The 23,985-nt window shown below is 74.3% G+C and carries 22 protein-coding genes; 13 read left to right on the forward strand and 9 right to left on the reverse strand.

Annotated elements, in window-relative coordinates:
- Positions 1–8: 8 nt before the first annotated feature.
- The 3 genes from NHG27_RS10860 to NHG27_RS10870 all read right to left on the reverse strand — a co-directional run bounded on the left by NHG27_RS10860 (position 9) and on the right by NHG27_RS10870 (position 2,961).
- Positions 9–719 (reverse strand): ABC transporter ATP-binding protein, encoded by a 711-nt coding sequence (locus NHG27_RS10860; protein WP_497016310.1) that lies wholly within the window; start codon positions 717–719, stop codon positions 9–11.
- On the reverse strand, positions 716–1,855 hold the full coding sequence (locus tag NHG27_RS10865) for an ABC transporter permease (RefSeq protein WP_497016311.1): 1,140 nt from the start codon (positions 1,853–1,855) through the stop codon (positions 716–718). The genes NHG27_RS10860 and NHG27_RS10865 overlap by 4 nt, the downstream gene beginning before the upstream one ends.
- Before the next feature lie 104 nt (positions 1,856–1,959).
- Positions 1,960–2,961 carry an NAD-dependent epimerase/dehydratase family protein gene (locus NHG27_RS10870; protein WP_497016312.1) on the reverse strand — a complete coding sequence of 334 codons (1,002 nt, stop codon included), beginning with the start codon at positions 2,959–2,961 and terminating at the stop codon, positions 1,960–1,962.
- Positions 2,962–3,111: 150 nt separating this feature from the next.
- On the opposite strand from NHG27_RS10870, the gene NHG27_RS10875 reads away from it, so the two are divergent.
- The 5 genes from NHG27_RS10875 to NHG27_RS10895 all read left to right on the forward strand — a co-directional run bounded on the left by NHG27_RS10875 (position 3,112) and on the right by NHG27_RS10895 (position 7,460).
- Complete coding sequence (locus NHG27_RS10875) at positions 3,112–4,302, forward strand: SLC13 family permease (protein WP_497016313.1); 1,191 nt, start codon at positions 3,112–3,114, stop codon at positions 4,300–4,302.
- Positions 4,303–4,362: 60 nt separating this feature from the next.
- The gene (locus NHG27_RS10880; RefSeq protein ID WP_497016314.1) at positions 4,363–4,698 is read left to right on the forward strand and encodes a YnfA family protein; all 336 of its coding nucleotides are present in this window, start codon (positions 4,363–4,365) and stop codon (positions 4,696–4,698) included.
- A gap of 131 nt (positions 4,699–4,829) precedes the next feature.
- Positions 4,830–6,035: an LLM class flavin-dependent oxidoreductase gene (locus NHG27_RS10885; protein ID WP_193719398.1), complete on the forward strand. Its 1,206-nt coding sequence runs from the start codon at positions 4,830–4,832 to the stop codon at positions 6,033–6,035.
- A 147-nt stretch (positions 6,036–6,182) separates the two neighbouring features.
- Positions 6,183–6,806, forward strand: coding sequence for an FMN reductase (locus NHG27_RS10890; protein WP_193719397.1), 624 nt, complete (start codon positions 6,183–6,185; stop codon positions 6,804–6,806).
- A gap of 147 nt (positions 6,807–6,953) precedes the next feature.
- Positions 6,954–7,460, forward strand: a complete 507-nt coding sequence (locus NHG27_RS10895; protein ID WP_193719396.1) for a DoxX family membrane protein — start codon at positions 6,954–6,956, stop codon at positions 7,458–7,460.
- A 71-nt stretch (positions 7,461–7,531) separates the two neighbouring features.
- On the opposite strand, the gene NHG27_RS10900 is transcribed toward NHG27_RS10895, so the two are convergent.
- Together NHG27_RS10900 and NHG27_RS10905 are read right to left on the reverse strand one after the other, a co-directional pair.
- Entirely contained in the window at positions 7,532–8,497 is a 966-nt protein-coding gene (locus NHG27_RS10900; RefSeq protein ID WP_497016315.1) for an HTTM domain-containing protein, read from the reverse strand.
- Complete coding sequence (locus NHG27_RS10905; protein WP_193719394.1) at positions 8,494–9,003, reverse strand: hypothetical protein; 510 nt, start codon at positions 9,001–9,003, stop codon at positions 8,494–8,496. The genes NHG27_RS10900 and NHG27_RS10905 overlap by 4 nt, the downstream gene beginning before the upstream one ends.
- Positions 9,004–9,224: 221 nt before the next feature.
- Here NHG27_RS10905 and NHG27_RS10910 point away from each other — a divergent pair, with 221 nt between their 5' ends.
- On the forward strand, positions 9,225–10,607 hold the full coding sequence (locus tag NHG27_RS10910) for an ion channel protein (RefSeq protein ID WP_497016316.1): 1,383 nt from the start codon (positions 9,225–9,227) through the stop codon (positions 10,605–10,607).
- 16 nt (positions 10,608–10,623) lie between these two features.
- Here the strand turns inward: NHG27_RS10910 and NHG27_RS10915 are convergent, their stop codons facing one another.
- Positions 10,624–11,427 (reverse strand): M15 family metallopeptidase, encoded by an 804-nt coding sequence (locus NHG27_RS10915; RefSeq protein ID WP_497016317.1) that lies wholly within the window; start codon positions 11,425–11,427, stop codon positions 10,624–10,626.
- Positions 11,428–11,601: 174 nt separating this feature from the next.
- Here NHG27_RS10915 and NHG27_RS10920 point away from each other — a divergent pair, with 174 nt between their 5' ends.
- The 4 genes from NHG27_RS10920 (at position 11,602) to NHG27_RS10935 (ending at position 17,357) form a co-directional block, all read left to right on the forward strand.
- Positions 11,602–12,786, forward strand: coding sequence for a sensor histidine kinase (locus tag NHG27_RS10920; protein ID WP_497016318.1), 1,185 nt, complete (start codon positions 11,602–11,604; stop codon positions 12,784–12,786).
- Positions 12,783–13,580, forward strand: a complete 798-nt coding sequence (locus tag NHG27_RS10925) for a response regulator (protein ID WP_193719390.1) — start codon at positions 12,783–12,785, stop codon at positions 13,578–13,580. The genes NHG27_RS10920 and NHG27_RS10925 overlap by 4 nt, the downstream gene beginning before the upstream one ends.
- 96 nt (positions 13,581–13,676) lie before the next feature.
- On the forward strand, positions 13,677–14,477 hold the full coding sequence (thiD, locus tag NHG27_RS10930; RefSeq protein ID WP_193719389.1) for a bifunctional hydroxymethylpyrimidine kinase/phosphomethylpyrimidine kinase: 801 nt from the start codon (positions 13,677–13,679) through the stop codon (positions 14,475–14,477).
- A 201-nt stretch (positions 14,478–14,678) separates the two neighbouring features.
- Complete coding sequence (locus NHG27_RS10935) at positions 14,679–17,357, forward strand: phosphoenolpyruvate carboxylase (protein ID WP_497016319.1); 2,679 nt, start codon at positions 14,679–14,681, stop codon at positions 17,355–17,357.
- 117 nt (positions 17,358–17,474) lie between these two features.
- Here the strand turns inward: NHG27_RS10935 and NHG27_RS10940 are convergent, their stop codons facing one another.
- Complete coding sequence (locus tag NHG27_RS10940) at positions 17,475–18,257, reverse strand: deoxyribonuclease IV (protein ID WP_497016320.1); 783 nt, start codon at positions 18,255–18,257, stop codon at positions 17,475–17,477.
- 123 nt (positions 18,258–18,380) lie between these two features.
- Here NHG27_RS10940 and NHG27_RS10945 point away from each other — a divergent pair, with 123 nt between their 5' ends.
- Together NHG27_RS10945 and NHG27_RS10950 are read left to right on the forward strand one after the other, a co-directional pair.
- Positions 18,381–18,680 (forward strand): MTH1187 family thiamine-binding protein, encoded by a 300-nt coding sequence (locus NHG27_RS10945; RefSeq protein ID WP_193719386.1) that lies wholly within the window; start codon positions 18,381–18,383, stop codon positions 18,678–18,680.
- 136 nt (positions 18,681–18,816) lie between these two features.
- Positions 18,817–20,307 carry a restriction system modified-DNA reader domain-containing protein gene (locus tag NHG27_RS10950; RefSeq protein WP_193719385.1) on the forward strand — a complete coding sequence of 497 codons (1,491 nt, stop codon included), beginning with the start codon at positions 18,817–18,819 and terminating at the stop codon, positions 20,305–20,307.
- A gap of 69 nt (positions 20,308–20,376) precedes the next feature.
- On the opposite strand, the gene NHG27_RS10955 is transcribed toward NHG27_RS10950, so the two are convergent.
- Together NHG27_RS10955 and NHG27_RS10960 are read right to left on the reverse strand one after the other, a co-directional pair.
- The gene (locus NHG27_RS10955; protein ID WP_497016321.1) at positions 20,377–21,285 is read right to left on the reverse strand and encodes an ABC transporter permease; all 909 of its coding nucleotides are present in this window, start codon (positions 21,283–21,285) and stop codon (positions 20,377–20,379) included.
- Entirely contained in the window at positions 21,282–22,379 is a 1,098-nt protein-coding gene (locus NHG27_RS10960) for an ATP-binding cassette domain-containing protein (RefSeq protein ID WP_497016322.1), read from the reverse strand. Before NHG27_RS10960 ends, NHG27_RS10955 begins: the two co-directional genes overlap by 4 nt.
- An 85-nt stretch (positions 22,380–22,464) precedes the next feature.
- Between NHG27_RS10960 and NHG27_RS10965 the strand changes: the two genes are divergently transcribed.
- Positions 22,465–23,598, forward strand: a complete 1,134-nt coding sequence (locus tag NHG27_RS10965; protein ID WP_497016323.1) for a helix-turn-helix transcriptional regulator — start codon at positions 22,465–22,467, stop codon at positions 23,596–23,598.
- Positions 23,599–23,985: the final 387 nt, after the last annotated feature.

Consider the following 23,985-nt stretch of genomic DNA (forward strand, 5'->3'; position numbering starts at 1 on the left):
GACGTGGGTCAAACGCTCAGTCTCCCATCCTCCATGTGGACGACGCGGTCGCAGTGGTCGAGCACGTCGTGGTCGTGGGTCACCATGACGGTCGCGACGCCGTGCTCGTGGGTCTCGGCGGCGAGCAGCCGGACCACCTCGTGGCTGCGCGCACGGTCGAGAGCCGCCGTGGGCTCGTCGACGAGGAGCAGCGCGGGGGCCGTGACCAGGGCGCGTGCGATCCCCACGCGCTGGCGCTCTCCGCCGGACAGCTCGTGCGGTCGTCGGTCGGCCTTGTGGTCCATGCCCACCTGCTCGAGCAGGGTCAGGGGGTCGCGCCCCCGGTCCTCGCCGCCCGCGACGTGGAGCGCGAACCGGAGCTGGTCCAGGGCGGTCAGCGCGGGCAGGAGGTTGCCGGACTGGAACACGAAACCGATCCGCTCCCGTCGTAGCGCGGCCTGGCGTGCCCCGGTGAGCGACGAGACGTCGGCACCGTCGATGCGGACCGTCCCCTCGCTCGGCCGGGTCAGCGCCCCGGCGACCGCGAGGAGGCTCGACTTGCCCGCCCCCGACGGGCCCAGGACGGCGAGCAGCTCTCCCGGGGCGACCGTGAGGTGCACGTGGTCGAGCGCGGTGACGGTCGAGTCGCCGTCCCCGAGCGTGAGGGACACGTCGTCGAGCACGAGTCCGGCGCCGGTGGGCGCGGACGTACCCGGGAGCTGCTGGGTGGGGTGCGTCATCGGTGGCCTCCGAGAGCCGTGAGGGGGTCGACGTGGGCGATGCGCCCGACCGAGGCGGCGGCGCCCGCGAGGCCGAGCCCGACGAGCAGCGCTGCGGCCAGGGCGAGGGGTCCGGCCTCGAGGGCGAAGGGCATCGGGGTCGAGGTGAGCAGCGCGCCGAAGCCGATCCCGGCGCCCATGCCGACCGCGGTGGACACCACGAGGAGCACCGCCGCCTGGCCGAGGGCGTCGCGCACGAGGTAGGACGTCGAGGCGCCCATGGCGCGGGCGACGGCGATCTCGTGCTTGCGCTGGATGGTCCAGACCGTGAAGAACGCGCCGACGACGAGGGCCGAGATCGCGTAGAGGAAGACCTGGATGAGGTTGAGCGTGAGCGTCTCGGCCGCGTAGCCCGGCGACCCGTCGAAGGACTCGGTGAGCGAGACGGCCGTGGTGCCCGCGGCGGCGTCGCCGGCCGCGAGGTCGAGGTCGGTGCCGTCGACGGGGGCGAGCGCGACGGCGGTCGCCTCGTCGTACGCCTCGGGCCGCACCTCGGCGGCGTCGGTCGCGCCGGCGTGGATCTCCTGCCAGGTCGTCAGGGGGACGTAGGCGACGTCGACGTGCCCGAACGTGTGCTGCCCGTCGAGCATGCCGACGATCGTCAGCTCGGTGCCCAGCCGTTCGACCGTCACGGTGTCGCCGATGCCCAGGCCCAGGTCGCCCACCGTCTCGCTGACGACGATCCCGTGCGGGTCCCCGAGGATCTCGCCGGCGGCCAGGTCGGTCGGGGAGGGCGCGACGAACGACCCCGGCTCGACGCCGAAGAGCGCCAGGTCGACGGCCTCGCCGCCGGGGCCCTCGGCGTTGACGAGCTGGTTGCCGAACAGCGCCGCGTCGGCGACGTCGTCGCGGGCGGCCCAGCGCTCGGCCTGCTCGCGGTCGACCGTGCTGCGGGAGAACGCCGAGTCGACCGAGGTGTCCGCGCCGAACGCGAAGGCCGCGACGGGCAGCTTCTTGAGGCCGGACACGCCGTCGTTGACGAGTCCCGAGGACAGGCCCGACAGGAGGACGACGAGCACGGACACGAGCGCGACGACACCCCCCATCAGGGCGAATCGTGAGCGCGCGAACGACAGCTCGCGCCACGCGAGAAACATGGTGCTCCTTCCGGGCCGGCACGGGTTGCCGACGCCTTGTCGGTAAGAATACCAACATGGCGTCGGCAACTAGTCCCGCCCCTCGGGGCGCCGCGTCGGAGCCGTCAGAGCGCGAGCGCCCGCGCCTCCTTCTCCGGGTCGAGCCCCACCCGGGGGCGGTCGGCGCGGTGGGGGGCGGCGCCGTCGGGCAGGGTCTGCAGCCACGCCCACGTGTCCGCGACCGTCTCCTCGACGGGCCGGTTGCGCAGCCCCGCCCCGACCGCGCGCGACACGTCGCCGCGGTGCAGCGTGTCGTGGAGCTCGCCCGGCGGCAGCCAGACGGGCAGCTCGGTCCACGGCGCGATGCCCGCGGCCTCGATCACGTCGGGCGCGGTCCAGTGCAGCTCGGCGTCCGATCCCGTCGCGGCCACGCACGCGTCGAGCAGCTCGCCCATGGTCGCGTGGCCGCTGGGGCTCACGACGTTGAACGGCCCGCTCAGCCCCTGCTCGGTCGCGTCCAGCACGAACGCCGCGAGGTCGCGGGCGTCCACGTACTGCAGCGGCAGGGCGCTCGGTTCGGGGGCGAGCACGGGCCCGCCGCGGGCGATGCGCTGCAACCACCAGGGCAGGCGCCCGACGTTCTCCCGCGGCCCCAGGACCAGACCGGCCCGCGCGAGCACGGCCCGGTGCCCGAACGCGGCCTCGACCGCGAGCTCGCCGCCGCGCTTGGCGCGCGCGTAGTCGACGTCGGCGCCGTCGTCGGGCGAGGCCTCCACGACGGGGGCCTCCTCGTCGGCCCCGGCCTCGGTGGGATACGTGTACACCGACCGGCTCGAGACGTACACGTAGCGACCCACGCGGTCGTCGAGCAGGTTCGCGGCGTCGCGCACCGCGCTCGGGGCCCACGACCACGTGTCGACCGCGACGTCCCACTCGCCCTCGGCGAGAGCGTCCAGGCCCCCGACGGCGGTCCGGTCGCCGCCCCGCACGCGCACGCCGTGCGGGGCCTCGCCCGTGCCGCGGTGGAACACCGTGACGTCCCAGCCGCGGGCCACGGCGTCGTCGACCACCGCCCGCCCCACGAACTCCGTCCCGCCCAGCACCAGCAACCGTGTCCCGTCCGTCATACCCCCGACTCTGCCCGCTGACGGCCCCGCGCGACAGTGCACGACGCCCGGGGCGGACGGGCGGCGCGTGCGATAGTGGCCGAGCCGCTCGTAGGTAACCCGTGCGCGCGGGCGAGGGGCGAGGGGGCTGCGAGCGGGGGAGGGGGCGGCGTGCCAGGTCGTCGGGTTCGGGTGCCCCTGTGGGCGGCCGCCGTCGTGCTCGCGGTGCTCGTCGTGGTCGCCGGGTGGCTCCCGCTCGACGCGGCAGGCGGGCTCGCGGGACGCGTCGGGCCGATCCTGCTGTTCCTCGTCGCGATCACCGTCGTCGCGGAGATGTGCGCGGCCGCCGGCCTGTTCGACGCCGCCGCCTCCTGGGCGCTGCGGCTCGCCCGGGGCAGCAGGCTGCGCCTGTGGGGGCTCGTGGTGCTGCTCGCGACCGCCTGCACGGTCGTCCTGTCGCTCGACACCACGGCGGTGCTGGTCACGCCCGTCGTCCTGACCATCGCGCGCCGCACCGGGTCCCGGCCCTTGCCGTTCGCGCTGACCGTCCTCGCCCTCGCCAACACCGCGTCGCTGCTGCTGCCCGTGTCCAACCTGACGAACCTGCTCGCGGCCCACCGCCTCGCGGGTCTCCAGCCGGGTGTCCCGTACGCCGCGACCATGTGGCTGCCCGCGCTCGTGGTGATCGTCGTGACCGTGGGCTACCTGTTCGTCGCCCACCACCGGGACCTGCGCGGGACGTTCGACGCGCAGCCGCTGACGCAGGAGCGCGACGTCGTGCTCCTGCCGCTCGCCGCCCTGGTGACGGTCGGGCTCGGGGTGTGCTTCGCCGTCGGGCTGCCCGTGGCCGTCGTCGCCGTGGCCGGGGCGCTCGTGCTGCTGACGGCGACCCTCGTGCGGCGGCGCGACCTCGTGGCCCCCGTCGGGGAGCTCGTGCCGTGGCGGACCGTCCTGGTCATCGGCTCGCTCTTCGTGGCCGTCGAGGCCTGGCAGGTCCACGGGCTCGGCGACCTGCTCGCGCGCTTCGCGGGCACCGGCACCGGGACCGGTGACCTTCTCCAGGTCGCCGGGGCGGGGGCCGTCGCGGCCAACGTCGTGAACAACCTGCCCGCCTACCTCGCGCTCGAGCCCGCCGCGGCGGGGGACCCCGCCCGGCTCGCGGCCCTGCTCGTCGGCGTGAACGCCGGCCCGCTCGTCACGCCGTGGGCCTCGGTGGCGACCGTGCTCTGGTGGATACAGTGCTCGCGGCACTGGATGGGCTTCCGCGAGGTCGTCGGCTGGTGGCCGCTCGTGCGCCAGGGGCTCGTGCTCGCGCCGCTGGCCGTGGTCGCGGGCGCGCTCGCGGTCGCGGCGCTCGCGTAGGTGCTGCGGCGTCGCCGCTGCTCCTGCCCCCGCCCGTGCCCCTGACCCGAGGAGACCACCGTGACCGTCCTGCGCTCGATCCTGCTGTTCGGCGCGGCCGCACTCTTCGAGATCGGCGGCGCGTGGCTGATCTGGCAGGGGGTCCGCGAGCACAAGGGGTGGGTGTGGATCGGGGCGGGGGTCGTCGCGCTCGGGCTGTACGGGTTCTTCGCGACGCTCCAGCCGGACGCGAGCTTCGGGCGGATCCTCGCGGCGTACGGGGGCGTGTTCGTCGCGGGCTCCCTGCTGTGGGGCATGGTGGTCGACGGGTTCCGCCCGGACCGGTGGGACGTGGCGGGGGCGCTGCTGTGCCTCGCGGGGGTCGCGGTCGTCATGTACGCGCCACGCCCTGCGTGACGGTCCTTCGCGCCGTCGGGCACCGCGTGACCCACGCCACCCCGTCCGCCGGGGAATAACCGCGGGACCCTCTCGGTTCTCCTCCAAGTACATGCAAATGCATCAACTTGTAGGACGAGGGAGCACCCCCCATGCAGTTCGGAATCTTCACCGTCGGCGACGTCACCACCGACCCCGTCACCGGTCGCACGCCCAACGACACCGAGCGCGTGCGGTCCATGCTCACCATCGCGAAGCACGCGGACGAGGCCGGCCTCGACGTGTTCGCCACGGGTGAGCACCACAACCCCCCGTTCGTCCCGTCGTCCCCCACGACCATGCTCGGCTACCTCGCCGGGCAGACGAAGAACATCATCCTGTCGACCTCCACGACGCTCATCACCACGAACGACCCGGTGAAGATCGCCGAGGACTACGCCATGCTCCAGGTCATCTCCGACGGCCGCATGGACCTCATGATGGGCCGCGGCAACACCGGCCCCGTCTACCCGTGGTTCGGCAAGGACATCCGCGAGGGCGTCAACCTCGCGATCGAGAACTACGCGCTGCTGCGCCGCCTCTGGGAGGAGGAGGTCGTGGACTGGCAGGGCAAGTACCGCACGCCCCTCCAGGGCTTCACGGCCACGCCGCGCCCGCTCGACGGCGTCGCGCCCTTCGTGTGGCACGGCTCCATCCGGACCCCGGAGATCGCCGAGCAGGCCGCCTACTACGGTGACGGCTTCTTCCACAACAACATCTTCTGGCCCATGAGCCACACCAAGCAGATGGTCCAGTACTACCGCCAGCGCTTCGAGCACTACGGTCACGGCAAGGCCGACCAGGCGATCGTCGGGCTCGGCGGCCAGGTCTTCATGCGCAAGAACTCCCAGGACGCCGTCCGCGAGTTCCGGCCCTACTTCGACAACGCGCCCGTCTACGGGCACGGCCCGTCGCTCGAGGACTTCTCCGCGCAGACCCCGCTGACCGTGGGCAGCCCGCAGGAGGTCATCGACCGCTACGGCGCCATGCGCGAGCACGTCGGCGACTACCAGCGCCAGCTCTTCCTCATGGACCACGCGGGCCTGCCGCTCAAGACGGTCCTGGAGCAGATCGACCTGCTGGCCGGCGAGGTCGTCCCCGTGCTCCGCAAGGAGATGGAGGCCAAGCGTCCCGCCCACGTCCCGAGCGACCCGCCGAGCCACGCCCAGCGCGTCGCGAAGGCCCGCGCCGAGGGCAAGGTCGCGGAGCAGGTCGTCGCGGCCGCCGACCACTGGACGGGCAGGACCGCGGAGGACGACATCCAGGCAGCCGAAGCCGTCGAGGGCACCCCCCGCAAGGGGTCGGCGTTCGGTCTCTGACCGAGCACCCGCCCGGGGGACCCCCCGAGCGGCCGGGCCGCCCCCGTGGCCAGGGGCGGCCCGGCCCGCAGCACCACCGGCCACGCCGACGACCGCCCGTCGTGCGGCACACCCGCAGAATCCCTCACGAACCAGGAGCACCACCTCATGACCGCTCGCCAGATCGTCGCGATCTCCGCAGGCCTCGGCCAGCCGTCCTCGACCCGCCTGCTCGCCGACCGTCTCTCCGCCGCCACGGCGGCCGAGCTCGGCGACCTGGGCGTGCCCGCCGAGGTCACGACGGTCGAGCTGCGCGACGTCGCCCACGCCATCACCGACGCGATGCTCACGGGCTTCGCGAGCGGCGACCTCGCCGAGGTGATCGAGAAGGTCACGGGCGCCGACGCGCTCGTCCTGGTCACCCCGCTGTTCACGACCACCTACTCGGGGCTCTTCAAGTCGTTCGTCGACATCCTCGACAAGGACTCGCTGCACGGCATGCCCGTGCTGCTGGGCGCGACGGGCGGCACGTCGCGCCACTCGCTGGCCGTCGAGTACTCGATGCGCCCGTTGTTCACGTACCTGCACGCGGACGTCGTGACGACGTCGGTCTTCGCGGCCACGGACGACTGGGCCGCCGAGGGCGACGGCACGCACGATGCCGGCCCGCTCCCGGCGCGCATCCGCCGGGCGGCCAAGGAGCTCGCGACCACGGTCGCGGCCCGCGAGCCGCGCACCACGACGGGCATGTTCGACGGCGTGCCCTCGTTCGCGCAGATGTTCGGCCGGTAGCGGGCGCCGGGTGCGGCGGGTGGTGGCCTGCCGCACCCGGGTGAAAGCCGGTGTGGCCCGCATCACGTCAGGACGGGGGTGGCTCCCTCTGGGTGTGCGCCCGACGACGAGGCGCCGACAACCCACCACCACCTGAAAGGCACGTCCATGTCCACCCTCTCCGTCAACGGTCCGGCGTTCTCCCGCCGCGGCTCCGTCGCGACCTCCGTGAGCGACGCCGTCGACGCCCTCGCACGCTTCCTGACCCGCTGGTCCGTGCCCGCTCTGCGGGTCGCGCTCGGCCTGGTCTTCCTGGGCTTCGGGGCCCTGAAGTTCTTCCCCGGCGCCAGCCCGGCCGAGGTCGTGGCCGAGCGCACGATCGACACCCTGACCCTCGGCCTCGTCCACGGCACGGTCGCCGTGGTCCTCACCGCGGTCGTCGAGTGCTTCATCGGGCTCACCCTCGTCACGGGGTACTGGCTGCGCGCGGGGCTCGTGGTCATGGCCGGCGCGTTCGTCGGGATCCTCGCCCCGACCGCCCTGTTCTTCGACGAGCTCTTCGGGTCCGGCATGACGCTGCTCGGGCAGTACGTGCTCAAGGACGTCGTGCTCGTCGCCGCGGCGGCGGTCGTCGGGGCCTACGCCCTGGGCGCCCGGCTGCGTCGTACGGCCTGAGGCTCCCCGGGGCTCCCTGGGGCCGGGTGCCCGACCGCCGAGACCTACGGCGCGAGGTGCGGCCGTCGTGGTCACCGGGAGACCGGGACCTCCGACGGCCGCACCTCGTCGTCGTCCGTCCGACTGCCCGTCCGACTGCCCGTCCGACTGCCCGCAGCCCGCGACCCCGGCCCGCCCAGCAGGCGGCGTCCCGGCGGCAGCGCCATGGGCACGGCGACGGCTGCGGCCGTCAGGACCCACGCCGAGTAGTCCAGCCCGAGGAACGCCCAGATGCTGCCGTGCATCGCGGCGACCGCGAGCACGAACGGGATCCGCGTGCTGCGGACCGCGAGCCACAGGGGGGCCGTGAGCTCGAGCGCGAGCGCCCCGCCCGCGAGCGCCTGCGGGAGCCACGGGTGGTCGGCGACGGCCTGGACCCATCCCGGGCCGAACGGCGACCCGACCCAGCCCTGGCGCAGGACCCACGACATGTTGTCGCCGAGGGCCCAGTCGAGGCCGCTGTGCCGCAGCTTCTGCGCCCCGGTCAGGAAGTACACCGTGGCGAGGGCCGCGAGCGCCGCGCGCGGGGGCCACCCCCACGGGGTGCTCTGCTCGACGGTCCGGGCGCGTGGCGGGTCGGCGGCGAGGAGCAGCGCGAACGCGACCGTGACGGTCAGGACGTCGTAGTGCATGACCTTCCCGGAGCTGCCCCACAGGGCCGCGAGCGCGGTGTACGCGCACCAGGCGAGCACGAGGCCGGCTCGTCCCCGGGTCCGCCCGACGGCGAGCACGACGCCGACGAGACCCGCGGCCTGCACCGTGACGAGCAGCCAGGCGGGCGGGGGCACGACGAGCCAGCCCATGACGTTGACGTGGTCGGTGAGCACGGCGGGGCGCAGGGCGATCGCGGTCCAGTCGCGCGTGGCCAGGCGCAGCCCGATCACGAGCGCGAGCAGCGTGCGGACCTCGAGCAGCCGGTGGGCGGGCCCGGGGGCCAGCAGGGCCCGGTCGACGGCGCGCGCGGCCCGGCGCAGCGGCGGACCGGTGGTCGCGGTCACGGGACCACCTCGAGGACGGTCTCGCGCGACCGCACGACCCACCGGTCCGTGCCGGGTTCCAGGGTCCGCACGGTCCTGTCGAGCCGGACGGTGCTCACGGTCGCGGTGTCGATCCCGGCGAGGTCCAGCCAGGCCGTGACCATCGCGTGGCGGCGCTCGGGCGGCGCGGTCGTGAGGGTCCGGTACTGGCTGGCCGTGGTCGTCAGGGGCTCCGCCGGGTGGGCCGGGAGGACCGTGACGTCCCCGTCGGCGGTCTCGGCGACGAGGTCGAGGACCGTGCTGGTGTCGGTCCGGACGGCACTGAAGAGCCGGTAGGCGGTGAGCGGCCAGACCTCGACCTGGACCGCTGCGGTGAGCAGGAGAGCGAGCACGATCCCGTAGGTCACGCCGCGGGCCCGGCGCCGGTCGGCCGCCGCTGCGGCCGTCGCGCGCGCGGTCGCGTCGGGCCAGGGGGCGGCCCAGGCAGGCCGTCGGGCGCGCGAGGCGTGCGCGGTGCGGAGGGTCACGCCCCGACCTTCCCAGGCGCAGCGGGCGGGTACATCGGCCCGACGGCGGCAGTCGCCCTCGCCTCAGGGTGCGGTCCGCGAGGGGCGGGATCAGCCCTGGGGCTGATGCTGCGCCGTCGGGCCGGAGGGTGCAGCGACCGCCCGGGCGCCCTCCTCGCCGGCCACTCCCGTGCGCCAGGGCCCAGGGCGCGCACCGACCGCGTGCGTGCCACGCTGGGCGCATGCCCGCGCGCGACGACGACGCGACCTCCTCCCGCCCGGTGCCCGGTGGCGTGGGCCCGCGGGACGGCCCCGCCCTGGGCACGCTGCTGAGGCTGTGCGTCCCGGCGGTGCTCGTCGGCATCGTCTCGGCGCTCGTGCTCTACGGGCTGGACCAGCTGTCCGCCGCCGCGGAGGACGCCCTGTGGTCGGACCTGCCCGGGGCGCTGGGCGTGGACCCGGACTCGCGCTGGTGGATCTTCGGGATGCTGACCGGGGCGGGCCTGCTCGTGGGGCTGGTCGTGTGGCTCGTGCCGGGGCACGGGGGCCGGGACTCGGCGACGACCGAGCTCATCGCGCCCCCGCTGCCGCTCCGGGTGCTGCCGAGCCTCGTGGTGGTCACGGTCCTGGGCCTGGCGGGCGGCGTGAGCCTGGGGCCCGAGAACCCGATCATCGCGATCAACACCGCGCTGCTCGTGGCCCTGGTCGCGCGCCTGTGGCCCCGGGTGCCCACGGACCTCGTCGTGATGCTGGCCGCGGCCGCGACGATCGGCGCGCTGTTCGGGACGCCCGTCGCGGCCGCGCTCGTGTTCACGGGGGTCGTCGCGGGGTTCCCCCGGGGTGGGCCGCTGTTCGACCGGCTGTTCCTCCCGCTCGTGTCGGCGGGGGCGGGCGCCATGACCATGGATGCGTTCGGGCGCCCGTTCGGCTCGATGGACGTCCCCGACCTCGGGGTGCCGGACATCGGCGACGTGGGGATCTCGCTCGCGGTCGCGACCGCGGCCGCGGGCGTCGCCCTGCTGGGGGTGATCGCGTTCCCGCACGTGCACCGGTTCTTCCACGGCCTGCGCAACCCGGTCCTGTACGTCACGCTCGGCGGCGTGGTCCTGGGAGTCCTGGGCGCGATCGGCGGTCCGCTCACGCTGTTCAAGGGGTCCGAGCAGTCGTTCGAGCTGGTCCAGCAGCGCGCCGACCTCTCGACGGCGAACCTGGTCCTGATCGTCGCGGTCAAGCTCGTGGCGCTCGTGGTCGCGGCGGCCGCGGGCTTCCGGGGCGGGCGGATCTTCCCCGCGGTGTTCATCGGGGTCGCGGCCGGGGTGGCCGTCAACGCGGCCTTCCCGGGGGCGCCGCTCGGTCTGTCGGTCGCGAGCGGGGTCCTGGGCGTGGTCCTGGCCGTGGGCCGCGACGGGTGGATCGCGTTGTTCGTCGCGGTCGCGGTCGTCGGGGACGTGGGCGTGCTGCCCGTCCTGTGCCTCGCGATCCTGCCGGCGTGGCTGCTGGTGCGCAGCGCCCCGGAGATGCTCGCGGCGCCCGAGCCCGCCGAGCCCGCCGGGCCCGCTGGGTCCGTCACGCCTGCGGGGCCTGCGGGGCCCGCTGGGCCCGCGGGGCCCGAGCGGCCCGCCTGACCGCCCCGCACCCTGCTCACTCCCAGCCCACGCGCGAGTCCTCGTGCATCGGGGGGCACGTCCCACCGGGCTCGGTCACTGCCTCGAAGTGCCAGATCTCGTTCGCGTAGGTCCGGCACAGCCCCAGCTCCTCGCCGTGCTGACCCAGCCACAGCGCACCCTCGGTGGCCCCGACGTCGATCGCCGTGCCCGCCACGTGCGCCGAGGCCTCGGGCGGCAGGACCCACCGCTCGGCCTCCTCGCGCGAGCCACGCTTGCGGACAACGTCCTCGACGACCTGCTCCTGCTCCTGGGCCGACCGCCACCCCGAGACCAGGGTCAGCTCGACCCCGTCCTCGGCCGCGAGCGCCCGCGCCTGCTCGAACCGGCGCTGCAGCTCGGGGTCGAGACCGGTCGCGGGAGCCTCGCCCGCGGGGCCCTCCGCGGCCTCGCCGACGGCCGCGCCCGGCCCTGCTCCTGGCGCCCTGCCCGACGCGGTCCCCGTGCTCGGGTCATTCGACGAGGAGTCGGTCGTGAGCAGCTCGTACGCCGAGACCCCGCAGGCCACGAGCCCGATCACGACGACCGCGGCGTACACGCGGTCCGCGGGGGTCCGGCGCCGCCGTGCCGGGCGGCCCGGTGACCTGCCCGACTCCCGGGCGCGCCCGGGCCCTCGCCCCCGCCCGGCGTCCCGGGCGCCGCCCCCGGCGCGGGGGCGGCCGTCGGGCGCGGCCAGCAGGCTGTCGAAGGGTGGCACGGTGCCCGTCGGCGCACGGCCGCCGGGGTGCGCGTCCCACGGACCGGGGGCAGGGGGCGGCGGGGGAGGGGAGTCGAAAGTCATGCCTCGACCCTCGCCGCACGAGCCCGGCCGGGGCATCCTTCCTCGGGGCGGACCTGCCCGGTCCGCAGGGCGCGCCCCGCCCGGGTGGGTTCGTCCCCGGGGCGGACGCGGCGCCGTCGGGCACCAGCCCCAGGGCGGACTCGCCCACGGGGCCGCCCTCGCTACGGTGGGTGCGTGCAGCCCTCCCGCCGTGCGCCCGAGTGGGCCCAGGACCTCCTCGTCGCGCTCGCGGTCGGGCTGGTCTGGTTCGGCGGAGTCTGGTTCATGTACCAGGGGGACTACTGGATGCCCCGGGACATCCGGTCGTACTGGTGGACCGGCGTCTGGCTCGTCCTGACGCTGGCCCTGAGGAGGATCGCGCCCGGTGGGGCGTTCTGGGTCACCGCGGCGTTCTACCCGCTCTTCCAGGACGACGCCCTGAGCAACCAGTTCCACCTCGTCCCGCTCCTCCTCGCGGGCTTCAGCGCGACCCGCGAGGGAGCAGTGCCCCCTCCGCTCGCGGCGCTCGGTGTCGTCCTGTCGGGCTGGTCGCTGCACATGAGCAGCCTGCACTGGTACGGGTACTGGGAGCTCATGAGCATGTCGTCGCCCTCGGGGATCCTCACGACGGTCGCCCTGGCGCTCGCGGCCGTGGCGCTCGGCTGGATGGTCCGGCGCATCGCCGTCACGGGCGAGACCCTGCGCGAGCGCAACGAGGAGCTCACGGCCCTGCAGGGGGCCCTGGCCCAGCAGGCGGTGCACGCCGAGCGCACGCGCATCGCCCGCGAGCTGCACGACGTCGTCGCGCACCACATGTCCGCGATCGTCGTCCGGGCGCAGGCCGCGGACCGCGTCGCGCCCAACCAGCCCCAGGCCCCGGCCGAGGCGGTCACCTGGATCGCGGAGGAGGGCAAGAAGGCGCTGACCTCGATGCGATCGGTCGTGCACGTGCTGCGCCGCGAGACCGGGGAGGCGCTCGAGCTCGCCCCCGCCCCCGCGCTCGACGACGTCCGGGCCGCGGCCGCCCGCCTGACCGAGGCCGGGCGGGACGTCGAGCTCGACCTGCCCGACGACCTGGGCGACCTGCGGCCCGAGGTGAGCCTCGCCGTCGTGCGCATCGCCCAGGAGGGCCTGACCAACGTGCTGCTGCACTCGCTGGCCCCGCGCCTGAGCCTCGAGATCGTCGCGACGCCCGGGTACGTGCGCGTCGCGGTCCGCGACCCCGGGCCACCCCTGCCGGACAACCCCGACCTGCACGGCGGCAACGGCCTGCTGAACATGCGCGAACGAGCCCTGTCCTGCGGCGGCACGCTGTCCGCAGGACCCGACCAGAGCGGCGGCTGGCGCGTCCAGGCCGTCCTGCCCCGGGAGACCCCATGACCCACGGCCCCGTCCCGTCCCCCCGTCCGGACGGCGTCGCGCCACCCGGGCGGCCACGCGGCCCCGTGCCCCTGCACGTCGTCGCGGAGAGCCGGCCGTTCAGCGAACCCGTGCGCGTCGTCGTGGTCGACGACCAGGCGACCATCCGCCTGGGCCTGCGCATGATCCTCGACAACGAGCCCGACATCACGGTCGTGGGCGAGGCGGCCGACGGCGTCCAGGGCGTCCGCATGGCCCGCGCCCTCCTGCCCGACGTCGTCCTCATGGACGTGCGCATGCCCCACCTCAACGGGATCGACGCCGCAGCCCGGATCTCCGCGGACCCGGCGCTCGCGGGTGTGCGCACGCTCGTCCTGACGACGTTCGACGACGACGAGTACGTGTACGGCGCGCTGCGGGCCGGGGCCGCGGGGTTCCTGCTCAAGGACGCCGACCCCGAGTCGCTCGTGAGCGCTGTCCACCGCGTGCGGGCGGGCGACAGCCTGCTCGACCCCGGGGTCACGCGCCGGATCATCGAGCGCTGGGTCGAGCTCTCGGACTGGCACGCGGGGTCGGGCGTCGCGAGCGCGCCCGGGGCCGGGTCCGGCCTCGAGCTGGCGACGCCGCGCGAGCTCGAGGTGCTGCTGGCCGTCGCGCGCGGGCTGTCGAACAAGGAGATCGGGGAGGAGCTGTACCTCTCCGAGGCGACGGTCAAGAGCCACGTGCGGTCCCTGCTGACCAAGGTGGGGCTCACGAACCGGGTCCAGCTCGTGATCCTCGCGTACGAGGCGGAGCTGGTGCGCCCCGGGAGGTGACGGCGTGCTCGTGGGGCCCGGTGCGGGGTCGGCGTAGGCTTTCCCGGGGGCCAGGCCCGGTCCCACCACTCTTCCTCGAAGGACACAGGCAGCACCATGGTCAACCTCGCGTACGTCATCGCCGGATCGGAAGCCACCGGGGGAGCCGGTATCCAGGCCGACCTCAAGACGTTCCAGGAGCTGGGCGTCTACGGCGTCGGGACCCTGACGTGCATCGTGTCGTTCGACCCGAAGAACGACTGGGGCCACCGGTTCGTCCCGGTCGAGCCGCAGGTCATCGCGGACCAGTTCGAGGCCGCGAACGCCACCTACGACCTCGACGTCGTGAAGATCGGCATGCTCGGCACGCCTGCGACGATCGACGTGGTCGCGGAGTCGCTCGCGAGCAAGCGCTGGCACCACGTGGTCCTCGACCCGGTCCTCATCTGCAAGGGCCAGGAGCCGGGTGCCGCCCTCGACACCGACACCGCGCTGCGCGAGAAGATCCTGCCGTTCGCGACCGTCATCACCCCGAACGTGTTCGAGGCCAAGGTCCTGTCCGGCATGGACACGATCGAGTCGGTCGACGACCTGGTGGAGGCCGCCGAGCGCATCCACGCCCTGGGTCCGGACTTCGTGGTCGTCAAGGGTGGCGTCGAGCTCCCCGGGCCGGACGCGGTCGACGTGCTGTTCGACGGCCAGGAGATCACGGTCTTCTCGGTCCCCAAGGTGGGCGAGGAGCGCGTGAGCGGCGCGGGCTGCACGTTCGCCGCGGCGATCACGGCGGAGCTCGCCAAGGGCAACGACGTCGAGCGTGCCGTCGCCACCGCGAAGCAGATCGTCACGGAGGCGATCGAGGCGCGCGTGAGCTCGCACGCACCGTTCGACACGGTGTGGCAGGGCGCTTTCACGCACTGACCCCTCTCGGGCGAGCGGGGCGGCAGCAGCGCCGCCGCCTCTCCGGCCCGACGGCGTCGCACGCCCGGGCGAGGACTCCTCGCCCGGGCGTCGTGCTGCCCGGCCCCGGCCCCGAGCCCGAGCATGCCCACGGCCCGGCGACCGACCACCAGGCAGACGTCCTCGACACGCCGCGGCGCCGAGCGCCTAGGCTACGGACCCGTGACAGACAACCTTCCCCCCGCATCCACCGACGGCAACGGCCGCACGGGCGCACGGCACGAGGTCCCGGCGCCGTTGCGCGACGACGTGCGCCTCCTCGGCCGTCTCCTGGGCACGGTCCTGACGGAGTCGGGGGATCCCGCGCTGCTCGACGACGTCGAGCGGCTGCGCGAGCTCTCGATCCGCGCGTACGGCGAGCACGCCGACGCAGCGCTCGAGGAGGCGGAGCGTCTCGTCGAGAGCTTCAGCCACGAGCGCGCCGAGCAGGTGGCCCGCGCCTTCACGGTGTACTTCCACCTGGCGAACCTGGCCGAGGAGCACCACCGCGTGCGCGTCCTGCACGACCGTGAGGCCGAGCTGGCCCCGTCGGTCGTCGACGACACGCTGCCCGAGGCCTTCACGCAGCTCGCCGACGAGGTCGGCCACGACGAGGCGCTCGCGCGACTCCAGCGGCTCGAGTTCCGCCCGGTCCTGACGGCGCACCCGACCGAGGCCCGCCGTCGGGCCGTGTCCGCGTCCATCCGTCGCCTGTCCGCGCTGCTCACCGAGCGCGACACCCTGCCCTACGGTGGCGCCTCGCTCGCCGAGAACGAGCGCAAGCTCCTCGCCGAGATCGACGCCATGTGGCGCACGTCCCCGATCCGCGCCGCGAAGCCCTCGCCGCTCGACGAGGTCCGCACCGCGATGAGCGTGTTCGACGCGACCCTCTTCTCGGTGTTCCCGACCGTCTACCGCCGCCTCGACGACTGGCTCCTGGCCGACAAGGCCGGCCACGACCGACCGCTGGCCGCACCGTTCGTGCGCCTCGGCACCTGGATCGGCGGCGACCGCGACGGCAACCCCAACGTGACCGCGGAGACCACGCGCCAGGCGGCGGCCATCGCGGCCGACCACGCCCTGCGTGCCCTCGAGCAGGCCGCCCAGCGCATCGGGCGCACGCTCACGCTCGACGAGCAGGGCACGCCGGCGTCCGACGGCCTGCGCTCGCTGTGGCAGAAGCAGCGTCAGCTCTCCGAGGCCATCACGGCCGAGGCCGCGGCCGAGTCCCCCGGCGAGCCGCACCGCGCGGTCATGCTCGTCGTCGCGCGCCGCATCACCGCGACGCGACTGCGCGACGCGGACCTCGCCTACGCGGTGCCCGAGCAGCTCGAGGCCGACCTCCGGGTCGTCCAGGACTCGCTCATCGACGCGGGCGCGCCCCGGGCCGCGTACGGCGACCTGCAGCAGCTCGTGTGGCAGGTGCAGACCTTCGGGTTCCACCTGGCAGAGCTCGAGGTCCGCCAGCACTCGCAGGTCCACGAGGCCGCGCTCGCCGAGATCGCGGAGCACGGTGTGCACGGCACGCTGTCCGACCGCACGCGCGAGGTCCTCGACACCTACCGTGCGATCGGCTCGATCCAGCAGCGCTACGGCGTGCGTGCCGCGCGCCGCTACATCGTGTCGTTCACGCAGAAGCCCGAGCACCTGGCCGCTGTCTACCAGCTCGCCGAGCTCGCGTTCGAGGGCGCCGACGACGCCCCCGTCATCGACGCGATCCCCCTGTTCGAGACCTTCGCGGACCTCGAGGCGAGCGTCGAGATCCTCGAGGCCTCGCTCGAGCTGCCCCAGGTCCAGCGTCGGCTCGCCGAGAACGGCCGCAAGGTCGAGGTCATGCTCGGCTACTCGGACTCGTCCAAGGACGTCGGTCCGGTGTCCGCGACCCTCGCGCTGCACTCCGCGCAGAGCCGCATCGCCGAGTGGGCGCAGCGCCACGACATCAACCTGACCCTGTTCCACGGCCGTGGCGGCGCCCTCGGGCGTGGTGGCGGCCCCGCGAACCGTGCCGTGCTCGCCCAGCCCCCGGGCTCGGTCGACGGCCGCTTCAAGCTGACCGAGCAGGGCGAGGTCATCACGGCCCGCTACGGCGACGCGACGATCGCGGCCCGGCACATCGAGCAGGTCGCTGCGGCGACCCTGCTCGCGTCCGCGCCGTCGGTCGAGCGTCGCAACGCCGAGGCGACCGCGCGCTTCGCCGACGTGGCTGCCGCCCTGGACTCGGCGTCGCGCGAGCACTTCCACGCGCTGGTCCGCAGCGAGGGCTTCCCGCAGTGGTTCAGCGAGGTTACGCCGCTCGAGGAGGTCGGCCTCCTGCCGATCGGCTCGCGCCCGGCCCGCCGCGGCCTGTCGGTCGAGTCGCTCGAGGACCTGCGCGCCATCCCGTGGGTGTTCTCCTGGTCGCAGGCCCGCATCAACCTGGCCGGCTGGTACGGCCTGGGCACCTCGCTCCAGGAGTTCGGCGACCTCGAGCGGCTGCGCGAGGCGCACCGCGACTGGCCCCTGTTCGCGACGCTCATCGACAACGTCGAGATGTCCCTCGCCAAGGCCGACGAGCGGATCGCGGAGCGCTACCTCGCGCTGGGCGACCGCGACGACCTCGCGGCGAAGATCCTCGACGAGCTGCGACTGACGCGCGAGTGGGTCCTCAAGATCTCCGGGAGCGAGTGGCCCCTGGCGGGGCGCCGCGTCCTGGGACGTGCGGTCCAGCTCCGCAGCCCGTACGTCGACGCGCTGTCGCTGCTCCAGCTCCGTGCGCTGCGCGGCCTGCGCTCGGGGGCCGAGGGGCAGTACAAGGACGGACTGCAGCACCTGCTGCTGCTCACGGTCAACGGTGTCGCGGCGGGCCTGCAGAACACGGGCTGACCTCTCGCCGGACATGCGCTGGGCGTCCGTCCTCGACCCGAGGACGGACGCCCTCCGCATGCTCGGCCGACGCCCACCGCCCCCGGACGCCCGCGGTGAGCTGCGCCGTCGGGCCTCTCAGCCCAGGCGCGCGCGCAGCCAGGCGATGTCCGGGCCCATGTCGCCGTGCGTCTCGCAGATGACGGGCGCCCCGGCCGAGGCGACGACCGCGACCAGCTCGTCGGGCGGGATGAGGCCGTCGCCGAAGTGCGCGTGGCGGTCGGCCCCCGAGTCGAACGTGTCGCGGCTGTCGTTCGCGTGCACCAGGTCGATCCGACCCGTCACCGCGCGCACCTGGTCGGCGGCGGTGCTCAGGTCGATCCCACCCGCCCACGCGTGGCACGTGTCGAGCGTGAAGCCGACCTGGTCGCCGCCCTCCGCAGCCCCGATCGCGTCCCACAGCCGCCCGATGCTCTCGATCGTGCGGGCCATCGACTTGGCCCCGCCTGCGGTGTTCTCGATGAGCACGGGGACCTTGGCGTCGAGCGCGTCGATCGCCTTGCGCCAGTTGTCGTAGCCGACCGCCACGTCGTCGGCCGCGGTCACGTGGCCGCCGTGCACGATCACGCCCTTGGCGCCGATCTCGGCTGCGCCGTCGACGATCTTCTGGAGCGACTTGCGGCTCGGGATGCGGATGCGGTTGTTGGTGCTCGCGACGTTGATGACGTACGGCGCGTGCACGTAGACGTCGAGGCCCGCGGCCGCCGCGTCCGCGCGCAGGGCCTCGGCCCCGCCCGGGTAGGTGAACTCGGCGCCCTTCCAGCCCTGCGGGTCGCCCAGGAAGACCTGGACCTGGTCGGCGCCGATCGCTCGTGCCTGGTTGACGGCGTCGGCCTGGTCGACGTGTGCTCCGATTCGCATGAGCCCCACGCTACGTGCCGCGGGGGACGCGCGGCGCGGCGAGCCGCGGGCGGCGCCCCGGACCCGGGACCCCGGGACCGCGGGTCCCAGGCCACCGGCCACCGGACGCGGCATGATGTCCTCATGGCCATCTTCGCTTTCTCCGTCGCCCCGCTCGGTGCCGGCGAGTCCGTCACGGACGCCGTCGCCGAGGCGGTCCGCATCGTCCGTGCGTCGGGCCTGCCGAACCGGACCACGTCGATGTTCACGGAGATCGAGGGGGACTGGGACGAGGTCATGGACGTCGTCAAGCGTGCGACCGAGGCGGTCGGCGCGGGCGGGCACCGGGTCTCGTTGGTGCTCAAGGCGGACATCCGCCCAGGTCGGACGGGGGAGCTGACAGGGAAGGTCGAGCGCGTCGAGGAGCGCCTGGCCACGGACTGAGACGGCCTGGACGCGACCGGTCCAGTGGGTGAAACGTCCACGTTCGAGTCGCTTGCGCGGGCGTCGTAGGCTATGCGGCAACGCCGCCGTCCCGAGCAGCGTTCGAGGTCGCTTCCCGAGCCGCAGGAGACCCACGATGCCCCTCTTCGAGGTGGACGCCGAACGTCCAGTTCTCGTCCGCCCGTCGCAGCCGGCGGGTGGGGGGTTCGGCACGGTCGCGCAGCGCGTGGTCGACGGGCACCTGGACGGGCTGCTCGGTGAGCAGATCTTCCCGGTCCGGCAGGGTGCGTCGATCGAGGAGCCGCACCTGCTGGCGCTCGACGCCGCAGGGCTGCCGGTCGTGATCGAGGTCGTCTCGGAGCTGACCGAGGAGACGCTGACTCGGGCCATGAACCATGCGGGACGCGCGGGGCAGCTCACGCGTGCCGAGCTCGCGGGGCGGTACTCGGGTGGCGCGGCGCGCTTCCAGCAGGACGTCACGACGTTCTACGACAACGTGCCGCTGACCCGTTCGCAGGCGACGTCCCGCGCGACGGGGGCCCGCCTGATCGTCATCTGCTCGAGCGCGGAGGACGGGATCGTCGACGCCCTCGACTTCCTGCGCCAGCCGGGCTCGTCGGTGTCGGTCCTCAAGCTCGGCGTGATGCACGGCGCGGACGGGCGGCGGTTCGTCGACGTCTCGCCGCTGGTGCCCGAGCGCACCTCCCGACCTGCGGCTGCCGCGGCCCCGCGGCGTTCGGCGATCGAGCCGACGCGTTCGGCGCAGCGCACGGCGGACTTCGCCGAGGGGGTCGCGGTGGGGCGTGCGCTCACGGGCAAGCTGCCGATCGTGACGCAGCGTTCGCGCTCGGACCGCCGCCGGGGCTCGGAGCTGGAGACGTCGGCCACGGTGTACGGGAGCGCCGCGGGGTCGGCGGACGTGACGGGCCCGCTCGAGCCGATCCGTGAGCCGCTGCTCGGCGCGGACCACGGCCTGCCCGACGACCTCTCGGTGCCGCTGCCCCCCGAGCCGCCGACGGTCCCGCCCGTCCCGCTGTTCGCGTCGCCCCCGGTGGACGAGTCGGCGGGTGGCTACCCGTCGTCGGCGGACGCCCTGTCGTCGCGCACGCCGAGCCGCGCCTCGATCCTGACGCGCGAGTCGATCCGCACGCGCGAGTCGATCCGGACGCGCGAGTCGGTCCTGACGCGCGAGTCCTACGAGGCCGAGGCGCCTGCGTACGACCCGTTGTCCTACCAGCCGCCGGTGAACGTCCCGGTGGTCGACGCGTTGAGCTCGATCGACCCGTTGGGCCGGGACCTCGTGCCGTCACCTCCGCCGCCGCCGGCCTCGGCGCTCGGCCTCGACCCGGACGACGACCCGGACGACGACCCGGACCTGCACGCGCTCGCCAGGTCGTTCGGCAACCCGGTCCAGCTCGTGTGGTCGCGCCCGCGGCGCGGGCAGCGTTTCGAGGCGGTCCTGTACCCGGACGGCTTCATCGAGCTGACCGACGGCGCGCGCTTCCGCCACCCGGACGCTGCGGCGATCGCGGCGTCGGGCACGGCGACGGCCGACGGGTGGAGCGTGTGGCGTCTGGGCGACGGGGGCCCGACGCTCACGGACGCGTTCCGCGAGCACTACGCCTGAGCACCCGGCCGACGCACGGCTGAAGGGGTGGCGCGCCGTCGGCGGGCCACCCCTTCGCCGTCGTGGGCCTCAGTCGGTGCTGCGCACCATGGTCCGGATGCCCACCGCGAGCCCGACGGCGGCGGTCACCACCGCGGCCACCCAGCCCCAGGCGGCGGCCGACGAGGTCAGGTCGCCGGCGAAGAGCGAGCGCTCGGCGTCGACCAGGTAGGTCAGGGGGTTGAGGCGGGCCGCGGCCTGCATCCATCCCGGCCCGGTCTCGAGCGGCAGCAGCATCCCGGACAGGATCATGAGCGGGAACAGCAGGGTCTGCTGGACGAGCCAGAACATCCACTCCTGCTTGCGCACGGCGAGGGCCAGGGCGTAGCTGAGCGACCCGATGCCGACGCCGAAGACCGCGAGCATGACCAGCCCGAGGACCGCCCCGACGGGGTAGAGCTCGAACCCGAACGGCAGCATCACGAGCACGACCACGACGGACTGCGCCGCGATCGGCACCATCTCCTTGAGCGCGCGCCCCACGAGCAGCGAGGGCCGGGACAGCGGTGAGACGAGCATGCGCTCGTGGGCCCCGGTGTTGAGCTCCTGCTGCAGGTTGGCGCCCGTGGTCGACGTGCCGAACAGGGTCGTCATGACGAGGATCGACGGCACGAACCACTGCCAGACGCTGCCGCCGAGCGTCCCCGCCGCGCCACCGTCCTGCCCGCTGAGCGTGCCGACGAGCAGGGGTCCGAACAGCGCGAGGAACACGAGCGGCTGGACCAGGCCGAACACGACCGAGAACGGGTCGTGGAGCAGCGGCCGCAGCTCGCGGACCAGGACGATGGTCGTGTCCCGGGCCAGGTTCGCGAGGCGCCCGCGAGGACGCGGGGCGGCCCGGCCGGTCGTGGCGCTGCCCCGCCGGGTGCCCGCCGGGTCGCGGCCGGCTGCCGGGTTGCTGCCGGCCGCAGGGCCGGTCGTGGTGTCGACGGTGCTCATGCTGCGTCCTTCCCGGAGAGCGGGCTCTCGGTGGTCCGTGCGGTGGGGGTGACGCCCGACGCGCTGGTCCGGTCTGCTGCGCCCGACGTGCTGGTCCGGTCTGCTGCGCCCGACTCGCGCAGGCTGCGTCCCGTCAGCGCGAGGAACACGTCGTCGAGCGTGGGACGGTGGACCTGGGCCGTCGCGACGGCGATGCCCGCGTGGTCCGCCGCGCGCAGCAGGGCCGGGAGCAGCGCGGGTCCGTCCGCGGCGCGGGCGGTGACCCGGGTGCCGTCGGCCGCGGCCTCGTCGGTCCCGACCTCCCGGACCCCGTCGGCGCGCGAGACGAGCTGCGCGAGGCGGGCGCCGTCGTCGGGCGCGGCGGTCTCGAGGACCACGCGGTCCCCGGCGAGGTTCGTCTTGAGGGCTTCCGCGGTGTCGTCCGCGATGACCTCGCCGTGGTCGACGACGACGACGCGCTCGGCCATGGTGTCGGCCTCGTCGAGGTAGTGCGTCGTCAGGACGATCGTCATGGGGTCGCCCGTCGAGGCGAGCGCGTCGGCGCGCATGCGCAGGACGTGCTCCCACAGGTTGGCGCGGTTGTGGGGGTCGAGCCCGGTCGAGGGCTCGTCGAGGAACAGGAGCGAGGGCGCGTGGACCAGGCCCATCGCGACGTCGAGGCGGCGGCGCTGCCCACCGGAGAGGTCCGCGACCTTGCGCGTGCGCAGCGCGGTCAGGTCGAGGGCCTCGAACAGCTCGTCGGCGCGGCGGCGCGCGGCCCGGCGGTCGAGCCCGTGGACGACGCCCTGCGTCACGAGCTCGTCGACGGCCCGCTGGTTGTGGCCCGCGGCGTTGCCCTGCCCGACGTACCCGATGTGGTGACGGACCTGCGCGGGGTGCGCGACGACGTCGTACCCTGCGACGCTCGCGCTGCCCGAGGTGGGCGCGATGAGCGTGGTGAGCATGCGCAGGGTCGTGGTCTTGCCGGCCCCGTTGGGCCCCAGGACGGCGACGAGCTCGCCCGGCTCGATGTCGAGCGTGATGCCGCGCACGGCGTGCACGGTCTCGTGACGGCTCACGACGAAGTCCTTCGTGAGGGAGCGGGTGTGGATCACGGTGTCCTCCAGGAGTGGGTGATACCTCCACCTTGTCGGGGGTAGCGGTCAGGTTCTGTCCGCTACCTCGTGCGACGCTGGGGGCATGCTCGAGACCTCGGCCCGCCTCCTCGCCCTGCTCTCCCTGCTCCAGGCCCGTCGGGACTGGCCCGGGGAGGCCCTGGCGGAGCGGCTGCGCGTCAGCCCGCGCACGGTGCGGCGCGACGTCGACCGGCTGCGCGAGCTCGGCTACCCGGTCCGCGCGACCAAGGGGCCCGACGGCGGGTACCGCCTCGACGCGGGGGCAGACCTCCCGCCGCTGCTGTTCGACGACGAGCAGGCCGTCGCGGTCGCGGTCGCCCTCCGCACGGCTCACGGGGGCGGGATCGAGGAGCCTGCGCAGCGGGCGCTCGCGACGATCCGCCAGGTCATGCCGGCGCGGCTGCGTGGACGGATCGACGCGCTCGAGGTCACGGCGGTGCGGTCCTCGCGGGACGAGGCGCGACCGGTCGTGGACCAGGCCGTGCTGGTCGCGGTGGGGAGCGCCGTGCGGGCGCGCGAGGTGCTGCGCTTCGACTACGACGGCGGGTCGTCGCCGACGTTCGGCGCGGGGGACGCGGCGTTCCGCCCGCCGCGGCGGGCCGAGCCGCACCACCTCGTGACGTGGGGCGGGCGCTGGTACCTCGTCGCGTGGGACCTCGAGCGCGAGGACTGGCGCACGTTCCGCGTCGACCGCATGACGCCCAGGACGCCGACGGGACCGCGGTTCGCGCCGCGCGACCTGCCGCCCCTGGCGGGGGAGGGGACGCGCGGCTCCGGGGTGGGCGGGGGCCGCGGGGCGGCGCCGGACCGCGCCGGCGCTGTGCAGGGTCGGCGAGCCACGCGCGCCGGTGCCAGGGCGCCCGACGTCGCCGCGTACGTCGCGCACCAGTTCTCCCGCCCACGGTGGCCGGCCGAGGGCGAGGTGGTGCTCCACGCGCGGGCGGAGGACCTCGCGCAGTGGGTGGGCGACCAGGGAGTGATCGAGGCGCTCGGGCCGGACCGGGCGCGCCTGGTCGCCGGGTCGTGGTCGTGGCGAGGGCTCGCGGCGTGGGTCGGCATGTTCGACGTGCCGTTCGACGTCGTCGGGCCGCCCGAGCTGCACGAGGCCGTGCGCGAGATGGGGGAGCGGTACCGGGCGGCCGCGGGAGGGCGAGAGCGGGCCGAGGGTCGGGGGCAGGGACAGCCGGGCCGGGGGTAGGGACAGCCGGGCCGGGGAGCGCGCGTGGTGCGCGGTGACCGGGGTCACGCGGGAGCGGGTTGACCTGAGCGTTCACGCCCCAGTAATGTTCTGGAAGTCAGCCCGGCAGGGAGAGACAGACACCACTGCGAAGCTCCTCGGAGCCGCCGCGAAGTGGCTGTTGCCCCGGACTGAAATCCGACATCTTGACCTGGATGCCTCGCGCCTCCAGGACCTGACGTCGGGGATCGTCTTTGATGTTCGGTCCGGTTCGCCGGGTTTGAAACGAAGAGGCCGGTCTGGTAGGTTTGAGAAGTTGCCCCGAGTGAAGGCCTGGGAACGGGTTGGATTCGGTGCGTGTCGGTTGCTTGAGAACTCAACAGTGTGCTTGATAGTTAATGCCAATTG

The organism is Oerskovia sp. 140933, from assembly GCF_059651515.1.

Excerpts from the sequence above, each read along its gene's own strand:
- NHG27_RS10925 (WP_193719390.1), top strand. The coding sequence starts at position 12,783 with ATGACCCACGGCCCCGTCCCGTCCCCCCGTCCGGACGGCGTCGCGCCA.
- NHG27_RS10915 (WP_497016317.1), bottom strand. The coding sequence starts at position 11,427 with ATGACTTTCGACTCCCCTCCCCCGCCGCCCCCTGCCCCCGGTCCGTGG.
- NHG27_RS10870 (WP_497016312.1), bottom strand. The coding sequence starts at position 2,961 with ATGACGGACGGGACACGGTTGCTGGTGCTGGGCGGGACGGAGTTCGTG.
- NHG27_RS10945 (WP_193719386.1), top strand. The coding sequence starts at position 18,381 with ATGGCCATCTTCGCTTTCTCCGTCGCCCCGCTCGGTGCCGGCGAGTCC.
- NHG27_RS10955 (WP_497016321.1), bottom strand. The coding sequence starts at position 21,285 with ATGAGCACCGTCGACACCACGACCGGCCCTGCGGCCGGCAGCAACCCG.
- NHG27_RS10890 (WP_193719397.1), top strand. The coding sequence starts at position 6,183 with ATGACCGCTCGCCAGATCGTCGCGATCTCCGCAGGCCTCGGCCAGCCG.
- NHG27_RS10910 (WP_497016316.1), top strand. The coding sequence starts at position 9,225 with ATGCCCGCGCGCGACGACGACGCGACCTCCTCCCGCCCGGTGCCCGGT.
- NHG27_RS10865 (WP_497016311.1), bottom strand. The coding sequence starts at position 1,855 with ATGTTTCTCGCGTGGCGCGAGCTGTCGTTCGCGCGCTCACGATTCGCC.
- NHG27_RS10895 (WP_193719396.1), top strand. The coding sequence starts at position 6,954 with ATGTCCACCCTCTCCGTCAACGGTCCGGCGTTCTCCCGCCGCGGCTCC.
- NHG27_RS10965 (WP_497016323.1), top strand. The coding sequence starts at position 22,465 with ATGCTCGAGACCTCGGCCCGCCTCCTCGCCCTGCTCTCCCTGCTCCAG.
- NHG27_RS10940 (WP_497016320.1), bottom strand. The coding sequence starts at position 18,257 with ATGCGAATCGGAGCACACGTCGACCAGGCCGACGCCGTCAACCAGGCA.
- NHG27_RS10885 (WP_193719398.1), top strand. The coding sequence starts at position 4,830 with ATGCAGTTCGGAATCTTCACCGTCGGCGACGTCACCACCGACCCCGTC.
- thiD (WP_193719389.1), top strand. The coding sequence starts at position 13,677 with ATGGTCAACCTCGCGTACGTCATCGCCGGATCGGAAGCCACCGGGGGA.
- NHG27_RS10860 (WP_497016310.1), bottom strand. The coding sequence starts at position 719 with ATGACGCACCCCACCCAGCAGCTCCCGGGTACGTCCGCGCCCACCGGC.
- NHG27_RS10950 (WP_193719385.1), top strand. The coding sequence starts at position 18,817 with ATGCCCCTCTTCGAGGTGGACGCCGAACGTCCAGTTCTCGTCCGCCCG.